Origin of the sequence: Klebsiella planticola ATCC 33531, assembly GCF_000735435.1 — a bacterium.
Lineage (GTDB): Bacteria > Pseudomonadota > Gammaproteobacteria > Enterobacterales > Enterobacteriaceae > Klebsiella > Klebsiella planticola.
In genome coordinates this window covers 1-14560 of record NZ_JMPP01000043.1, presented here as the reverse complement: position 1 = coordinate 14560, position 14560 = coordinate 1, and the positions used below count along the sequence as shown (strand labels likewise).

The following is a 14560-nucleotide window of genomic DNA, read 5'->3' as shown; positions in this document are numbered from 1 at the left end:
TCGCCCCGCAGATGGAGAGGCTGATTAAGAAGCCGGGTTACAGCATGTAGTCGCGAACCTTTTCCGGACAGATGCTGTCGCCCCTGTCCGGGAAAGCTGCCCTCAGGCCGCTGCCAGGCCCGTCGCCGTGGCGGTCTGTTGTCACGGAGTACGGTTTTAAAAGGGGCGGATGTTGTCGCCCGGGTGTTGCTGTGCAGGGGCTGGGCGACCTGTTTTTTGCAGACCATCATCCCCAGCAGCGGCCACGGTTTTGCCGATTAGAACCAAATCTCCGACTGGATGCCGAAGTTCCAGTTACCCCCGGCGGTAAAGCCTTTGCTGCCAAAATCATCGTTGATGGCGTAGTGATCCAGCGCTTTGTCCCAGTTCATCCACGTCACGAAGAACCGAATTTCCGGGCGAGCCTTGATATCAAACACATCGCCGACCTTAAACGTCGGCGCAAAGGTCAGCTTATAGAAATCGCCGCTCACCGCCTGATACTGGTACAGATTGTCGTTATAACGGTAGCTGCGCCCGTTTGGGTTCAGGTCCATATACTGCCATGACGCCTCGTACAGCAGAGCGAAGTTACGGGTCAACGACTGCGAGACGCGCAGGTTGAAGGTCGCCCAGTCGTAGCGGTCGCCGTCGCGGTAGCGGTTTTCACTATGCTGGGCAATCACCGATGGCGCCAACTGCCAGTTTTTCCCCAGCGGTAAAATGCCGTACGAGGCAAAACGTAACGATTTGGCGTTCTCGGTGAGGTCGCCATCGCTACCGGGCTGCCGCGCCTCGGCGCCCAGTCCGCTGCCGTACTGCAGAGCACTTTCCGATACTCCCGGTGCCAGACCGTAGAACCGCTCTTTGTCGTGATACGCGAGCATCGCGTAATAGCCATTTTTCGCCGTATTGTCGCTGCGCAGAGCGTAGCTGCCGGTGGTGGAGGTATTATCTTTCAGCGAATCATTGCCCTGAGCGGTCATCGCGGTGGTCATCAGCTGCCATTTTTGCCAGAAGTGGTTTGCCGTGAACATCAGGTTCTGAATGTCGTTATCTGTGTAGTTATCGCTTCCCAGGTCGCCAAAATTACGCGCATAGAGCGAATAATCGCCGCGCAGGCTGTTGCCCCAGTTGACGTCGTAGATCCCGCCGCCGGTGCCGCCAAGGAACATGATATCGCTGTCGGTAAAGTGGATATCAAAGTTATCGCGGTCAAAGCGTTTACCCGCCCAGATCGACGCGTTCTTAAACGGTCCGGAGAAGTCGGCGAAGTTTCCCATCTCGACGTACAGCTGGCGCACGTTCAGATGATGGCTGTCGTTATCCTGTACCCACGGGTCCGGGTTGGTCGCACCATCGGCCAGCATCGTTTTGAAGCGTGCCCACGACCCGTCGCTGAAGGTCATCTTCTTGCCAAAGCTAAGCTCGACGTAGTTATCCTTTTCATTGCCAAGACGGCCAACGTGGGCATCACCGTTGAGCGAACTGGCCGGAGAGATACCCGGGCCACCGCGTGCGCCTTTGCCGTGGCTGTCAACCAGCATCCCGGCGCGGGCATAGGCATTGAACTCAAACCCGTCGCTTAGGCTGCTCTTCGCCAGCTGCTTGTCGGTCGCCTGCTGTTTTTGTTCGGCCACCGCGGTTCTTTGGCTGAGGGTCTGTATCTGTTTTTCCGCTGCCGCCGCACGTTGCTCGGCGGCGGTGGTCCGTTGTTCCGCCTGTTGCACCCGGCGGTTTGCTTCTCCCGCCTCACGTTCGGCATGGTTCAGGCGAGCCTCCAGCTGCGCCAGCCTTTGTTTGACAGAAAGCGGCGTGGCATCGGCGGCGAAGGCCGAAAAAAGGGCGCAGCAAACCGCTGCGCTTATCACAGAGATGCGCATATCAATCCTTATTTATTCCAGAGGTAGAACGGTGCAGGGGCGCCTTAGATGGCGTGTTTTTCTCCTGAAGCCACCGACGGGTCGGGCGGCGCGCGGCGGCCTGCATCGAGGTCGGCGCGAATCTGTTCGTAATGGTCGTCAAGGCGATAGAAGCGCCCGATCCACAGCATTGAGGCAACGATCAGCAGCGCCGGGATGTAGAGATAACAGGCTTTAATCGCCAACATTGCGCTGTCGCTTTGTACCTGGTTCGCGATATAGCCGCCGGAAGAGAGCAGTACGCCGGTGATCGCACCCGCGCCGGCCATCGCCACTTTCCCCAAAAAACCGTTGATGGAGGTTAAAATCCCCGCCGTATTGATACCGGTTTTCCACACGCCGTAATCCACGGGATCCGCCTGCATGGAGAAGTAAATGGCCGTTCGCTGACCGGCGCCGAGGGACAGTACCACCGCCCCGGCAATCAGCCCCCAGCTGTTAGCGCCGGCCGCCATCATCATGCCCATACCCATGAGGTTAATCGCGCTCGCCCACAGATAAACGTGGCGCTTTTTCATCCGGCTGGCGAGCAGCGGAACGGTGAGAGTGCCCAGCAGCGGGACAAACGTGGAGATCCCGGCAACGATCGCCGTCAGATCGTTATTGCCAACGTAGTAGTGGAAGAAATAGACCAGCGCCCCGGTCTGGAAGAAGAACGCGCCCCACATCAGGAAAATGTTCACCGCGAAGACCAACCAGGGACGATTGGCGCGCAGGCTGACCCACGCACGTTTTAAGGTCATCCGTTCTTCGGTGATACGGATGTTCTCTTTGACGTTACGGAAGCTCACCAGCAGGAAGAAGGTGGCAATCACGCCGAAAACCACCGCGGTATAGAAGAAACCATCGGCCTGGCTACCGTTGCCCAGCGCCCCGACCAGCGGTAGGGTAGCGACCGCGACAATCGTTGCCCCAAGTGAGCCCAGCAGAATACGCACCGCCGATAGCGTGGTGCGCTCCCGCGAGTCGTTGGTCAGAAACGGTAGCATCGCGCAAAATGGAATATTGACCAGGGTGTAGAGAAACGACAGACACAGGTAGGTCACAAAGGCGTAGAGCAGCTTACCGGTGGTGCCAAAATCGGGCACGTAGAAGGCCAGAATACAGAGCACACCGAAGGGTACTGCGCCAATCAGCAGGTACGGACGGCAGCGCCCCCAGCGGGTGGCGGTATTATCGATCACCAGCCCCATCAGTACGTCAGCGACGCCATCAACCAGACGGGTGACGAGGAACATCAGGCCGACATAGTAGGCGGGAAGGCCCATCACATCGGTATAAAAGAACATCAGATATAAAGAGATCATCTGCCACACGAGGTTGCAGGAGAGGTCGGCGATGCCATAGCCAATGCGCTGCCGCCATCGGGTAAAGAATGTTTCTGCCATAAAATGCACTCGCTTATTGTTGTTGTTAAAGTCCGTACTGGCGAATAAACCAGGCCGGGGTACAGCTCCACGCATGGCAATAGCTGTTGATCAGTTTGCTGCCATAAGGGGAAAACTCAGGATCCGCCGGGTCAAAAATTTCCCAGAAGGTATCGGCGCCGTAGTTGATCATCGCGCCCCAGTAGGCCTTGATTTCGGCAATGGCTTCTTCACGGAGCCCGCACTGCAGCAGGGCGGCGATATAGTGATGGCGCAAATAGGGGGTATTCATGGCGATGGCCGGCGGATGGCGTCGCAGGTTATGCATGATCTCCCGACGCTGCCCGGCGCTACCGACTTCCGCCAACACCAGCCAGATCTGCGAGGCCCAGGAGACCTGGCGCTGTGCGCCGCTGACGTAAAATCCCTGCTTCTCATCCCACAGTCTCTCCTGCACCGCCGCGCAGAGCTGCTGCAAACGGGCGCGGTAGTCCGGCACTCGCTCAGGCTCAAAGCGCTCGGCCAGCCGGATGGCGCGGCGCAGGCAATAGATCAGCACGCCCTGAGCCGCGGCTTGTTTATTCAATGATGCCTGCCAGTCGATAAAGACCCACCAGTCATCGCTATCGCGCACCAGGCCAGACGCTTCGCAGCGGGCCAGGGCGAGGTCGATTTGTCGACGCGCCGTCGGCCAGAGTTCGCGAGCGGTTTTGTCATCTTCGGTACTGTGCAGATAGTTATAGAGAATGTCGGCAAAAAAGAGAGAGTAATCAAAGAGAAAGGTATCGTCAGCCAGCACGTCCGGCTGGACGAAAACGTTGGCTGACACCATCCCGTCTTCCCGGGTATGACCGGCAAACAGGTACAGACAGCGGCGGACCAGATCGTGGTGCGCGAAGGTGACATCATTGACCAACGCCTGCAGGCGTAAATCCCCGAGCCACAGGCGGCGGTCACGTTTCGGACCATCTTCAAACACCTCCTGCATACAGTTCTTCAGGGTCAGGACGGCAACCCGGTCAATAGCCTGAAGCTGCGGATCGGTGGTCACTGCCGGTGGGCAGGTTTGCGTTGCTGACGTCACGGCATTGACCTGGATCTGGTTGAGACGCAGGCGGAATTTCTCCGACACCGCCTTAACCTCCACTTTCAGGTAGCGAAAGCAGTAGCGGCGTGGCAGGTCGATGGCGGCGGGCAACACATCAAGCCACAGATCCTGCTGTTGCAACCAGCTGCTGCTGAGCCAGCCCTGATAATCGCTGAAGGGTTCGCACACTTCGCACAGGGTTTCGCCGAAGGTCAATTGCAAATGGGCCGGGGCGTCGGGGGGGCTGCCGGCGCTCAGACAGGTGAAATGCAGATAGCCGACGATGTGGCTGCCGAAATCGATGATCGCACTGTCACCGCTGGTCAGTTCACGCCGGGAAAAGTCCGCTAAGGTGCCTACTTCATCCCCGCGCCAGCCGAACAGGGCCTCGGGGTCGGCATGGGCTTGTATCACCGCAATCGGCTGGCGTGACTGGCTGTGCAGCACGGGTCTGAGCGTTTCGGCAGTACGTAAAAAATACGGGTGGCGGGTCATCGCGACCTGCGCGTTGTGTTGAATGGCCTGTGACATACTGCGTCCTCTGAATTGATTTTCACGCAGCATAAGACGTCGCCGCCCGCAACAACCACTCTGGCAATGCCAATCCCGTTGTGAAAATGGCACTGATAGTGGGGTGGGCCGGTTGACGATCACAATTCTATAAATCTTGTTCGTGGCAGTCAGTAAAATGCATTATCGTGCCACTGCCCGAATGCCGTTTTGGATATTGTTAACGATGATATTAACCGTTGAGTATTATTTCGCCGATCCGCAGGATAAGCTAGGGATGTACGCTAGCGATCCGGAAGATAACAGTCATGAACACAGTCACGAGTTTGCTGAACTGGTGATAGTGGACGAGGGGCACGGCTTACATATTATTAACGGCCGGCCATTATATATTCAGCAGGGCGACGTTTTTTATGTTCAACCTGGGGATGTACATTATTATGATGAGCTTGGAACACTGAAATTAATTAATGTATTGATTAACCCCGAGGTTGAATTTCATTATTTACAGCATCTCGATTCGCTATTGCAGACCTTCTCTTCCCGGCAGGCCTCCTGCTACGGCTGGCTGGCGCCAGATGCCCGCCATATCTGCAAGGAACTGGTGGGGAAAATATTTTCAGCGGATGGCCAGCGGGGGGAAAACAGGGCGCTGCGGGAAGCCGCTTTTTTCCAGCTGGTCACGACCATAATGTATGCGGAAACCGAAGCTGAATACAGCAATACCAAATATAAACTGCATAAGCTGCTGACCTGGTTACAGGAGCACTGTTTTGAAGACCATAACTGGCAACAGCTGGCCGAAAAATTTCATCTGACGTCACGTACTGCTTTTCGCCATATAAAAGAAGCCACCGGGATGACGCCAGATAATTATTTAAAACGCCTGCGTTTAGTCTCAGCGCGAGTAAAGCTCCGGGAAACAGATATGACGATTACCGATGTGGCTTACTTGTGTGGATTTGCCAACAGTAACCACTTCACGACCCTGTACAAAAAGGTTTTTGGGGTGACCCCCAGCGAAGACAGGCGTCGTTTGCTGCGCTGAGGGAGCCACTATTTCAAGGCGACATTTTGTGCCTTCGCCCACTTGCGCAGGCGGGCGCTGGCGTTGGCATAAGGCGACGAGGTGTTGAGTGAAATCATCCGCCCCAGAGTCCATTTCCCATACCACGGCCGACCGTAAAGCGAATCATTGTCCTGGGCTTCGATGCAGGCGATAAGCCGCCGTTTAGCCTGATGCAGAGAATCGAGCAGAGCCGGGTAGTCCTGCGCGGGGTAATCGAGGTAGAACTTTTGCGCCAGCAGCCCAAGCTGGTTCCATTGAAAACCGGTTTCCGGGAAGTCGATGGGCTGCTGCGCTTCATCGCGAGCCAGCCATTTGAGAACCAGTTCGTTCCACCCCAGCAGATAACAGACCAGATCGCGAACGCTCATTTCGGTGCTCTGTGCATGACCAGGAAGGGTCTTTTGCACCGTCATCTCCGGGGGAACATGCGTCAGATAGCCGGCTAGTTTATCGTAGTTTTTATTGATGGCTTGCAGGAGTTGCGCCTGGGTTTGCGGTACGCTCATAGCGAGTTCCTTACGGTGGAATAATTCGGTTATACGGTATGTTTCCGCAGTGGGATATCGGGCATCTGCGCGGGCGACTGTGCTCGACAATCGGCGGCGTTTATCGCCCGGGCAGGGCGCCTGCGTCGCTCCTCAGGTTAAATTTCGCCTCGCGCGCTGGCAAATACGCAAGGTGGCAGGGGAAGGGTTGTCGGCCAGCCATTGCGCGCAGAGCGACTGTACCCACTCCGCTCTCTCTTTACCCGCGTCGTTCAGCCAGTTGGCCACAGAATCCTGGACATATCTCGACGGGTCAGCACGCAGTGGGGAAAGGATTGTCAGCGCGCGTTGGGGCTGTTGTTTCAACTCAGCGATATGCGCGCACCAGACGCCGCGTGGGCGCAGGGACTCGCAGGCAAAACGGCGAATGTATTGCGACGCGCAACAGGTCCAGGGGGTGAGCAGGGCGATAGTAAGATCCAGATCGTGCGCCAGATGCGGACGCAGCGCCAGCCACGCCCACTCGCGAACACCAAAATGACTATCGTTGGCCAGGGGATAGATAGCGTGTAAGCGCGCCTCGAGCGTTAAATCCGGCGCGGCGCCGAGCATAAAACAGGCCCAGCCGCGCACGGTATCCGACGAATGAGCCGCACAGCGGTCGAATCCACTCTCCCCGAGTTCGCTCAGCAACAGACGAGCCATACCCGCCATTCGTTTAACAATACCTTGCGCAGCCAATTCCTCAGCGGCCTGGTGGGAAACCGGCGACAGTTCTGGAAAGACTGAGCGCAGCAGAACGGCCTGATCGATGGCCAGGATTTCCGTCAGGTTGGCGCCTGGCAACTCTCCCCGCGAAAGCCGGTGCAAAATGTCGTCAGGGATATCCGCGACGCGGGTTGCGCCTTTACGTTGTTGTTCAACCGGCATGGGTATCTCCTTTTCCCGCCAGGGCACCGGCGGCAACTTTCGCCAGCAGTTCAGATAGCTGGGTGCGTTCTTGCGCCGAGAGAGGGCTGAACAAACTGGCTATCCAGCGGCTATGTTGGGCAAAAACGCGGGCGATAAGTTGCTTACCCTCAGAGGTTAATGCAATACGCATGGCTCGGCCATCAAGGGGGTCAGCGTGGCGTTCAATCAGCCGGTCGCGTTCGAGACCGTTAAGTAATCCGGTAATGGTTGCCCGGGTGACGCCGGCTTTTTCCGCCAGTACGTTGGGGGCCAGACCGTCAGGCGCGCCATCGAGTAAAAACAACAGTACGAAGCGCCCCTCGGATAATCCCCATGGCGCCAGTAGCATCGCGCAATCGCGATCAATCGCAGCGGCCAGTGAGAGGGTCTGAAAACAGAGACGGATCCTATCGACACCGGCAAGCTGAAGACGCCGGGCCTCCTGCAATAGTGAAAGATATTTCTGTTCAAGCTCCATAGCGGCCTCTGAAACATAGTATGGCGCCTAACTATATGGGTGGGTTCACAGACAATCAAATGTAAACGCGCGTTTTGTGAACATCAGCATAAAACGTAGAGAGTGATGGCAAACCTGCCGCGAGAGCGTGCCGACATTTTGCCGGGTGGCGGCTGACGCCTTACCCGGCCTACAGGTAGTTGCGGATGTGATAGCGAAAGGCCCAGACTGGCGAGGGAGTTGATGTCATGCGCCGATCGTGTAGGCCTGTGTAAGCGAAGCGCCGCCGGGTAATGCCCTGAAACGCATATGCAGTCAGCAAGTCAGGCAGGTCGGTAAATCCTGCCTGTGTCGACGAATGGGGTTTATTCTTCCGGGGTATTGGCCCGCACATGTCGGCCGCTGGCGACAAAGTTGCCGGTGCCGAGATGATGCAGCGTATTGATCTTATCGTCGTCGAATTGCCAGCGTCCGGTGACGAAAGCGCGCTCATCGGCGGCGGCGGAAACCACCTCGCCAAACAGCGTATCGTACTGCTCCTGCGCTGCCGTTGGCGGCAGCAGTCGGCACTCCATCCACGCCAGACACTTCTCTTCAATCAGCGGTAATCCCAGTTCCGGCCCCTGCACAACGGGAATGCCGTAAGCGTTAAATTTATCCTCATCGCGTCCGCTGATGCTGCCGACCGCGTAGGTCCAGCTGGCAGCTTCTACGCCGGGGACCACGATGCCGAAGGTCCCGTTGCGCTCAATGATCTCCCTTGTCCAGGCACTTTTATCCACCACGATGGCGAGCCGGGGTGGGGCAAACTCCACCGGCATCGACCACGCAGCGGCCATGACGTTACGGCGCTGAGATGCGGCATCGTAACTGGTTATCAGAATGGTCGGGCCATGATTGAGCAGGCGACTGGCGTACTGGAGTTCCACGTGGCGAAAACGGCTCATAAGCGTTCCTTGGTAAATGGGTCTGGTGCCAGACAACACGTTAATCCGCAATGAAATTGTAATCAATACGTCATACAGGCTGCCTATAGTCGGCACCACTAAATCCCAAAGAGGATAACAATATGTTAGCTCTCCTGTCTTTATCACAGGTGAGTGCGGCCCGTCGGCTGTTGACGGCGGGCGGAGCAACGCTTTCCCGGCGGGGAGGGCGATAATGCGTGCGCTTACCGGCATCAAACTCGACGGCGTTTCATTCGCCTTCGGCACTCATACCGTACTGAATCAAATAGACCTGCATATCGATGCTGGCAGCATCGTGGCGCTGCTGGGGCCATCGGGCTGCGGCAAAAGTACCCTGTTGCGTCTGTTGGCGGGTCTCAGCGTCCCGGCAGCAGGCGAGATACGCTTTGGCGATCGTCTGGTGGCGAAACCCGGCTGGGGGATGGCGCCGGAGCAGCGCGACATCGGCATGGTTTTTCAGGACTACGCCCTGTGGCCGCATATGACGGCGGCGCAGAATATCGCCTTTCCTCTGCGTATGCGCGGCGTAGCGCGCGCTGCACGACAACAGCGGGTGAATGACGCGCTGGCGATGGTTGGCCTCAACGGCTTTGCCGATAGGAAGCCCTCCGGCCTTTCCGGCGGTCAGCAGCAGCGCGTCGCGTTGGCTCGCGCCATTGTTGCCGAACCGCGCGTGCTGTTGTTTGACGAACCGCTCTCCAACCTCGATAGCGAACTGCGCGAATCGCTGTGCGTTGAGATGAGCCGTCTGCTGCGTCAGCTGGGGATCACCGCGGTGTATGTGACTCACGAACGCCGCGAAGCCGAGCTGTTGGCCGACCGAATTGTTCATTTATCTGCCGGCACTGTTGCCGCCGTTCGCACCATCACTTCATCCTCCGGGGAACTCGCATGAAAACCGTTATGACCGTTAAGAAAGGAGCTGTGCTCGCGATGTTGTTGTCTGCCACCATGATGTCCAGCGCCCACGCGCTGACCGTATATACCGCCGGGCCGGGTTCGCTGGCGAAAAGTCTCGCCAGCGGCTATGAAAAGAAAACCGGGGTGAAGGTCAATATTTTCCAGGCCACAACCGGTAAGGTGATGGCGCGTCTCGACGCGGAGCAGGCCAATCCGCAGGCGGATGTGCTGATCTCCGCCTCCTGGGATACCGCGGAAGATTTGCATCAACGCGGCTGGCTGCTGCCGTACGAAAGCGCCAATGCCGATAAGGTCCCGGCGAACCTGAAATCTGCGGATTATGTTGCGCAGGGGATATCCGCACTGGGGATCGTCTGGAACAGCAAAAGCGGAACCCCGGAGCCGAAAGAGTGGCGCGACCTGACCGAAGCGGCGTTTAAAGATAAGGTCACCACGCCAGATCCGGCGCTCTCCGGCGCATCGCTGGATTTGCTGATCGGGTTACAAAATGGCATGGGCGACAAGGCCTGGGCATTGTTCGACGATCTGAAAAAGAACGGTATGGTGGTCAGCGGGCCGAACGCTCAGGCGGTGACGCCGGTGATGCAGGGGGCGAAAGCGGCGGTGTTCGGCGCGGTGGACTATGTCTCTTACGGTAATATCGACCAGGGGGAGTCCCTGAAGGTGATTTTCCCCGCCAGCGGTACGGTGATTGCCCCGCGGCCGATGATGATCCTCAAAACCACGGCGCATGCTGACGATGCCAAAGCCTTCGTCGACTATGTCCTGTCGCCGGAAGGCCAGGCGCTGGTCGCCGGCGCGTGGCTGATGCCCGCGCGTAGCGATATCCCGGCTAAACGCCCGCTGCTTAATGAACTGAAAATTCTGCCGACCACCGGCGATGGCAGCAGCGAACGCAGCGCGGTGCTTTCCCGCTTTAATACGCTTTTCGCCCAGTAAGCCAACTTTTCCCGGGTTGCGAAAGTTTGCTCGGGCACATTTCCCGGAGGCGGCGCTGGCGCGCCTGTCCGGGCTACTGGACCGCAGACGGCTGTGAACCTGTAGCCCGGCTAAGCGCAGCGCGAGCCGGGTAAGATCGTATCCAGGACTCTACCGTGAAACAGAAACTGATTTCCAGCGTCACCCTGACGGTGCTACTGGTGCTGGTGGCGTTACCGCTTTTATTCATCGTCTTGCAGGCCATTTTCCCTCATTTTAGCGCCGGTTCTCTGAGCGGGGCGCTGACGGGCGTACCGATGCTGTTAGCCGATCCTCAGCTCCTGCCGATGCTCGGCGGTACCCTGTGGGTGGCCAGCGGCGTCGCGCTGATGAGCGTGGTTATCGGCCTGCCGCTGGGGGTGCTGCGCGGCCTGTTTAATGTTCCGCTGCCGCGCCTGTGGGATCTGCTGTTCCTGATCCCGTTCCTCACGCCGCCGTATATCGCGGCGCTGTCGTGGATGCTGGTGCTGCAAAGCAACGGCTATCTGCAACAGTTAACCGGTTGGGATCTGAACGATCTGCTGTTCAGCCGCGGCGGGATCGTGCTGGTGATGACCTTTAATATCTTCCCGGTGGTCTATTTTGCCGTTTCCCGCAGCCTGCTGGCGAGCGGTCAGCGGCTGGCGATTGTCGCGCGTGTTCATGGCGCCAGCGCCTGGCGAGCCTTCTGGCATATTACGCTGCCGATGCTTTCCCCGGCGCTGGCGGCGGGGATGCTGCTGGCGTTTACCCTGGCGATTGAGGAGTTTGGCGTCCCGGCGGCGTTGGGATCGCGGGCCGGACTGGTGATGCTTACCGTCGGTATTGAGAAAAAGCTGGCCGACTGGCCCATCGATCTGCCCGGCGCGTCGCTGCTGTCGCTGCTGCTGATTGGGATTGCGCTGCTGGCCTGGTGGCTGCAAAAGCGGTTGGTGGGGGATACTGAGGTCACCAGCGTGACCGGTAAGCCGGGGGAAAATAGCGGGGCGGAACTGGGGTGGCTGGCGTTGCCCGCTGTTCTACTGATGCTGGGCATCGGAGGCATCGCGGTGGTGCTGCCGGGGGCGGCAATGGTCCTGACCGGCCTGATGGGGACCTTATCAGGCGGCATTCATGCCGATAATTTTACCTTCCGCCATTTTGCCGCGCTGTTTGCCAGCCAGGGGGATGCGCTGTCGGCTCTGGGCACCAGCCTTTCTCTGGCGCTGGCGTCGGCGCTGATCGTCGGCCTGGTGGGGCTGATTGTCGCGTGGCTGGTGCTGGTGCAGAAAATCAAAGGCCGTGGCATCGTCGATGCGCTGTCGCTGATGCCGGCGGCGCTGCCCGGGGTTGTCGTGGGCGTCGGGTTGATTCTGCTGTGGAACCAGCCGTTCTGGCCGGTTTCGCCCTATAACAGCGGATGGATGTTGCTATTGTCATACTGTTGTCTGCTGCTGCCGTGGCCGGTGCGCTATGTTGGCAGCGCCCTGCGCCAGCTGGGGAGTAATCTCGAACCGGCGGCGCGGGTCCACGGCGCATCGCCGCTGCGGGCGCTGCGGCTGATTGTGCTGCCGCTGGTCTTTCCGGCGCTGCTGGCGGCGATGCTGATGGTGTTTGCCGTCGCTTCGCGCGAACTGGTGACGTCGCTGCTGCTGGCGCCGGCGGGGACGCAAACCGTGGCGGTATTTATCTGGCGTCAGTTTGAGCAGGGGTCAATCGGCCAGGGGATGGCCATGGCTTCGCTGACGCTGTTGAGCGGCCTGGCGCTGATGCTCGGCGCGCTGGCCCTGATGCAACGCAGCACGCGCGGTTAATGGTGACCGCACAAAATATGCAATCGGCGGGGAAAACCAGGCTATAAATGTCGGACACCGATTGCTGGAGGCATTGATGAGTCGATTTTTAAGCGCTTATTTTTCTCGTCTGGGCTGGACGGGAACCCCTGATGTATCGCTTAACACCTTGCGCGAACTGCATATTCACCACAATGGCGCGATCCCGTTTGAAAATCTGGATGTCCTGCTGCCCAGAGAGATCCATCTTGACGATCGAACGCTGGAAGAGAAGCTGATTCATGGCCGTCGCGGCGGTTACTGCTTTGAGCAAAATGGGCTGCTGGAGCGGGTACTTCGCGAGCTGGGTTTTCACGTCCGTAGTCTGCTGGGGCGCGTAGTGCTGGCCAATCCGGCGCAGATGCCGCCGCGAACCCATCGTCTGCTGTTGATCGAGGTCGACGGTGAGCGCTGGATTGCCGATGTCGGCTTCGGCGGCCAGACCCTGACCGCGCCTGTCCGGCTGCTGGCGGATGCGGAACAGTCAACCCCGCACGGTGTCTACCGACTGATTTGCGAAGGGGATGAGTGGACGTTGCAGTACAGCCATCACGGCCACTGGCAGTCGATGTACGTTTTCGACCTCGGGCGCCAGTATGCCGCTGACTATGTCATGGGGAATTTTTGGTCGGCGCACTGGCCGCAGTCGCATTTCCGCCACCATCTGCTGATGTGCCGTCATTTACCGGACGGCGGGAAAATGACTTTAACCAACTTCCACTTCACCCATTGGGATAACGCCCATGTGGTCGAGAAGATTGATTTACCGGATGTTCCGGCGCTGTATGAAGCGCTGCAAACCCGCTTCGGTATTGGCGTCGATGATGCCAGATATGGCTTTACGGAAGGCGAGCTCGCAGCGGTCATGGCGGCGTTTGATACCCACCCGGAGGCGGGGAAGTAAGGGTTGCTCCGTCCAGGCAGAGAGGCGGTCGGCCGTGCAGGCGGACCGCCTGTATCGCATCGGTAGACCCGCACGGCCGCCGGGACGACAGTCTGCTTCCGGCCCCTGGCAGGTCTCCGCCTCCGTTATCCTCGCGTGGGTCACCGCGGCGCAGGAATATCCGTTAAGCTGAATATTTTGCCGCTGCCGAACGACCAGTCCTCCGGCCCGGTAAATCCAATGACCACCATGATATTCTGCGGGCCGATCCCCAACGAACGTTCCAGTCTGGCGACTAAATTTTGATAAAAAGCCTGTTTCTGATGAGGGCTGCGCGCTTTGCCAGCCGTTATCTGAAACAGCAGATAATCGTCGCTGCGGCTGCCCTCTGCGCCGCAGAGATAGTCAGGGTCAAACACGCGCTGTTGTGGGCTGTAGCAGTCAAAAAGCTGAAAACAGTCGCCAGGCGGTACCGAAAAATGCTCTTCAAGCGCCTGCTGCAAATCCCTGGAGATTTGAACGTGCCATTTCTCGAAATGCTGCGCAGAAATGGCGATGCGGGTCATGGGCATAAGCGTCCCCTCATTCGGAATCGAGCTGGCTAAACACATTGAGCGCCGAAACCGCCGCTGGCCATCCGGCGTAAAACGACAGGTGGGTAAAAAGCTCCGTGATTTCGCTCTCCGTTACGCCGTTTTTGCGGGCCAATTTCAGGTGCCAGGCAAGCTGTTCAGGGCGATACATGGCGACCAGCGCGCTGAGAGTGATGAGACTTCTGTCGCGCGGTGACAGCGCCGGGCGCTGCCAGATATCGCCAAACAGAACCTCTTCACTCAGTGATGCCAGCTTTGGCGCCAGCGCCGCCAGGTTTTCCCGGGTCAGATTAACTTTGTCCATTTGCAACCTCATAGGTGGATGTCACGGAGACGATATCCGGTTATGATGGTTTCGATAATCATATAATTTGTGATCAACAATCCTGAAAAGCGGGATGATTAATGATGAACAGACGACCACTGACCTTTGATGCCGATGCGCTGCGCGCTTTCGTGACCGGCATGGAACTGGGCAGTTTTGCCCTTGCCGCCGAACGCCTGGGGCGTTCAACGTCGGCGATCAGCGCTCTGCTTAAAAAGCTTGAGCAGCAGAGCGGCACGGCGCTGGTACAAAAGGCCGGGCGTCATCTGGCGTTG

Annotated in this window: 15 protein-coding genes; 6 read left to right on the top strand and 9 right to left on the bottom strand. The window is 58.2% G+C overall.

The window, feature by feature from the left end; genetic code table 11:
• Positions 1–257: 257 nt before the first annotated feature.
• The 3 genes from GRPL_RS08060 to GRPL_RS08070 are packed head-to-tail and all read right to left on the bottom strand — an operon-like array spanning position 258 to position 4886.
• A complete protein-coding gene (locus GRPL_RS08060; RefSeq protein ID WP_032699950.1) occupies positions 258–1862 on the bottom strand; it encodes a carbohydrate porin in 1605 nt (534 codons plus the stop codon).
• A 44-nt stretch (positions 1863–1906) separates the two neighbouring features.
• Positions 1907–3289, bottom strand: coding sequence for an MFS transporter (locus tag GRPL_RS08065; RefSeq protein ID WP_032699948.1), 1383 nt, complete (start codon positions 3287–3289; stop codon positions 1907–1909).
• A gap of 25 nt (positions 3290–3314) precedes the next feature.
• Positions 3315–4886, bottom strand: coding sequence for an alpha-L-rhamnosidase-related protein (locus tag GRPL_RS08070; protein WP_032699947.1), 1572 nt, complete (start codon positions 4884–4886; stop codon positions 3315–3317).
• Positions 4887–5091: 205 nt separating this feature from the next.
• Between GRPL_RS08070 and GRPL_RS08075 the strand changes: the two genes are divergently transcribed.
• Positions 5092–5913, top strand: coding sequence for a helix-turn-helix domain-containing protein (locus tag GRPL_RS08075; RefSeq protein WP_004861650.1), 822 nt, complete (start codon positions 5092–5094; stop codon positions 5911–5913).
• Positions 5914–5921: 8 nt separating this feature from the next.
• On the opposite strand, the gene GRPL_RS08080 is transcribed toward GRPL_RS08075, so the two are convergent.
• From GRPL_RS08080 to GRPL_RS08095, 4 genes are all read right to left on the bottom strand, one after another.
• The gene (locus tag GRPL_RS08080) at positions 5922–6440 is read right to left on the bottom strand and encodes a ClbS/DfsB family four-helix bundle protein (RefSeq protein WP_032699946.1); all 519 of its coding nucleotides are present in this window, start codon (positions 6438–6440) and stop codon (positions 5922–5924) included.
• A gap of 132 nt (positions 6441–6572) precedes the next feature.
• Positions 6573–7349 (bottom strand): DNA alkylation repair protein, encoded by a 777-nt coding sequence (locus tag GRPL_RS08085; protein ID WP_032699944.1) that lies wholly within the window; start codon positions 7347–7349, stop codon positions 6573–6575.
• Complete coding sequence (locus GRPL_RS08090; protein ID WP_032699942.1) at positions 7339–7848, bottom strand: MarR family winged helix-turn-helix transcriptional regulator; 510 nt, start codon at positions 7846–7848, stop codon at positions 7339–7341. The genes GRPL_RS08085 and GRPL_RS08090 overlap by 11 nt, the downstream gene beginning before the upstream one ends.
• 344 nt (positions 7849–8192) lie before the next feature.
• Positions 8193–8774: a flavin reductase family protein gene (locus GRPL_RS08095; RefSeq protein ID WP_004861659.1), complete on the bottom strand. Its 582-nt coding sequence runs from the start codon at positions 8772–8774 to the stop codon at positions 8193–8195.
• 211 nt (positions 8775–8985) lie between these two features.
• On the opposite strand from GRPL_RS08095, the gene GRPL_RS08100 reads away from it, so the two are divergent.
• The 4 genes from GRPL_RS08100 (at position 8986) to nhoA (ending at position 13388) form a co-directional block, all read left to right on the top strand.
• On the top strand, positions 8986–9690 hold the full coding sequence (locus tag GRPL_RS08100; RefSeq protein WP_162180098.1) for an ABC transporter ATP-binding protein: 705 nt from the start codon (positions 8986–8988) through the stop codon (positions 9688–9690).
• Entirely contained in the window at positions 9687–10655 is a 969-nt protein-coding gene (locus GRPL_RS08105; RefSeq protein ID WP_032699939.1) for an ABC transporter substrate-binding protein, read from the top strand. The genes GRPL_RS08100 and GRPL_RS08105 overlap by 4 nt, the downstream gene beginning before the upstream one ends.
• A 155-nt stretch (positions 10656–10810) precedes the next feature.
• Complete coding sequence (locus tag GRPL_RS08110) at positions 10811–12466, top strand: ABC transporter permease (protein WP_032699937.1); 1656 nt, start codon at positions 10811–10813, stop codon at positions 12464–12466.
• Positions 12467–12542: 76 nt separating this feature from the next.
• Positions 12543–13388 (top strand): N-hydroxyarylamine O-acetyltransferase, encoded by an 846-nt coding sequence (nhoA, locus tag GRPL_RS08115; RefSeq protein WP_032699935.1) that lies wholly within the window; start codon positions 12543–12545, stop codon positions 13386–13388.
• A 140-nt stretch (positions 13389–13528) separates the two neighbouring features.
• Here the strand turns inward: nhoA and GRPL_RS08120 are convergent, their stop codons facing one another.
• The gene (locus tag GRPL_RS08120) at positions 13529–13939 is read right to left on the bottom strand and encodes a tautomerase family protein (RefSeq protein ID WP_032699933.1); all 411 of its coding nucleotides are present in this window, start codon (positions 13937–13939) and stop codon (positions 13529–13531) included.
• Between the two features lie 10 nt (positions 13940–13949).
• Entirely contained in the window at positions 13950–14264 is a 315-nt protein-coding gene (locus tag GRPL_RS08125) for a carboxymuconolactone decarboxylase family protein (RefSeq protein WP_032696258.1), read from the bottom strand.
• A 104-nt stretch (positions 14265–14368) separates the two neighbouring features.
• Between GRPL_RS08125 and GRPL_RS08130 the strand changes: the two genes are divergently transcribed.
• A partial coding sequence (locus tag GRPL_RS08130) for a helix-turn-helix domain-containing protein (RefSeq protein ID WP_155274638.1) occupies positions 14369–14560 on the top strand: 192 nt, incomplete at its 3' end.

Excerpts from the sequence above, each read along its gene's own strand:
- GRPL_RS08105 (WP_032699939.1), top strand. The coding sequence starts at position 9,687 with ATGAAAACCGTTATGACCGTTAAGAAAGGAGCTGTGCTCGCGATGTTG.
- GRPL_RS08065 (WP_032699948.1), bottom strand. The coding sequence starts at position 3,289 with ATGGCAGAAACATTCTTTACCCGATGGCGGCAGCGCATTGGCTATGGC.
- GRPL_RS08085 (WP_032699944.1), bottom strand. The coding sequence starts at position 7,349 with ATGCCGGTTGAACAACAACGTAAAGGCGCAACCCGCGTCGCGGATATC.
- nhoA (WP_032699935.1), top strand. The coding sequence starts at position 12,543 with ATGAGTCGATTTTTAAGCGCTTATTTTTCTCGTCTGGGCTGGACGGGA.
- GRPL_RS08125 (WP_032696258.1), bottom strand. The coding sequence starts at position 14,264 with ATGGACAAAGTTAATCTGACCCGGGAAAACCTGGCGGCGCTGGCGCCA.
- GRPL_RS08075 (WP_004861650.1), top strand. The coding sequence starts at position 5,092 with ATGATATTAACCGTTGAGTATTATTTCGCCGATCCGCAGGATAAGCTA.
- GRPL_RS08090 (WP_032699942.1), bottom strand. The coding sequence starts at position 7,848 with ATGGAGCTTGAACAGAAATATCTTTCACTATTGCAGGAGGCCCGGCGT.
- GRPL_RS08060 (WP_032699950.1), bottom strand. The coding sequence starts at position 1,862 with ATGCGCATCTCTGTGATAAGCGCAGCGGTTTGCTGCGCCCTTTTTTCG.
- GRPL_RS08070 (WP_032699947.1), bottom strand. The coding sequence starts at position 4,886 with ATGTCACAGGCCATTCAACACAACGCGCAGGTCGCGATGACCCGCCAC.
- GRPL_RS08120 (WP_032699933.1), bottom strand. The coding sequence starts at position 13,939 with ATGCCCATGACCCGCATCGCCATTTCTGCGCAGCATTTCGAGAAATGG.
- GRPL_RS08095 (WP_004861659.1), bottom strand. The coding sequence starts at position 8,774 with ATGAGCCGTTTTCGCCACGTGGAACTCCAGTACGCCAGTCGCCTGCTC.
- GRPL_RS08080 (WP_032699946.1), bottom strand. The coding sequence starts at position 6,440 with ATGAGCGTACCGCAAACCCAGGCGCAACTCCTGCAAGCCATCAATAAA.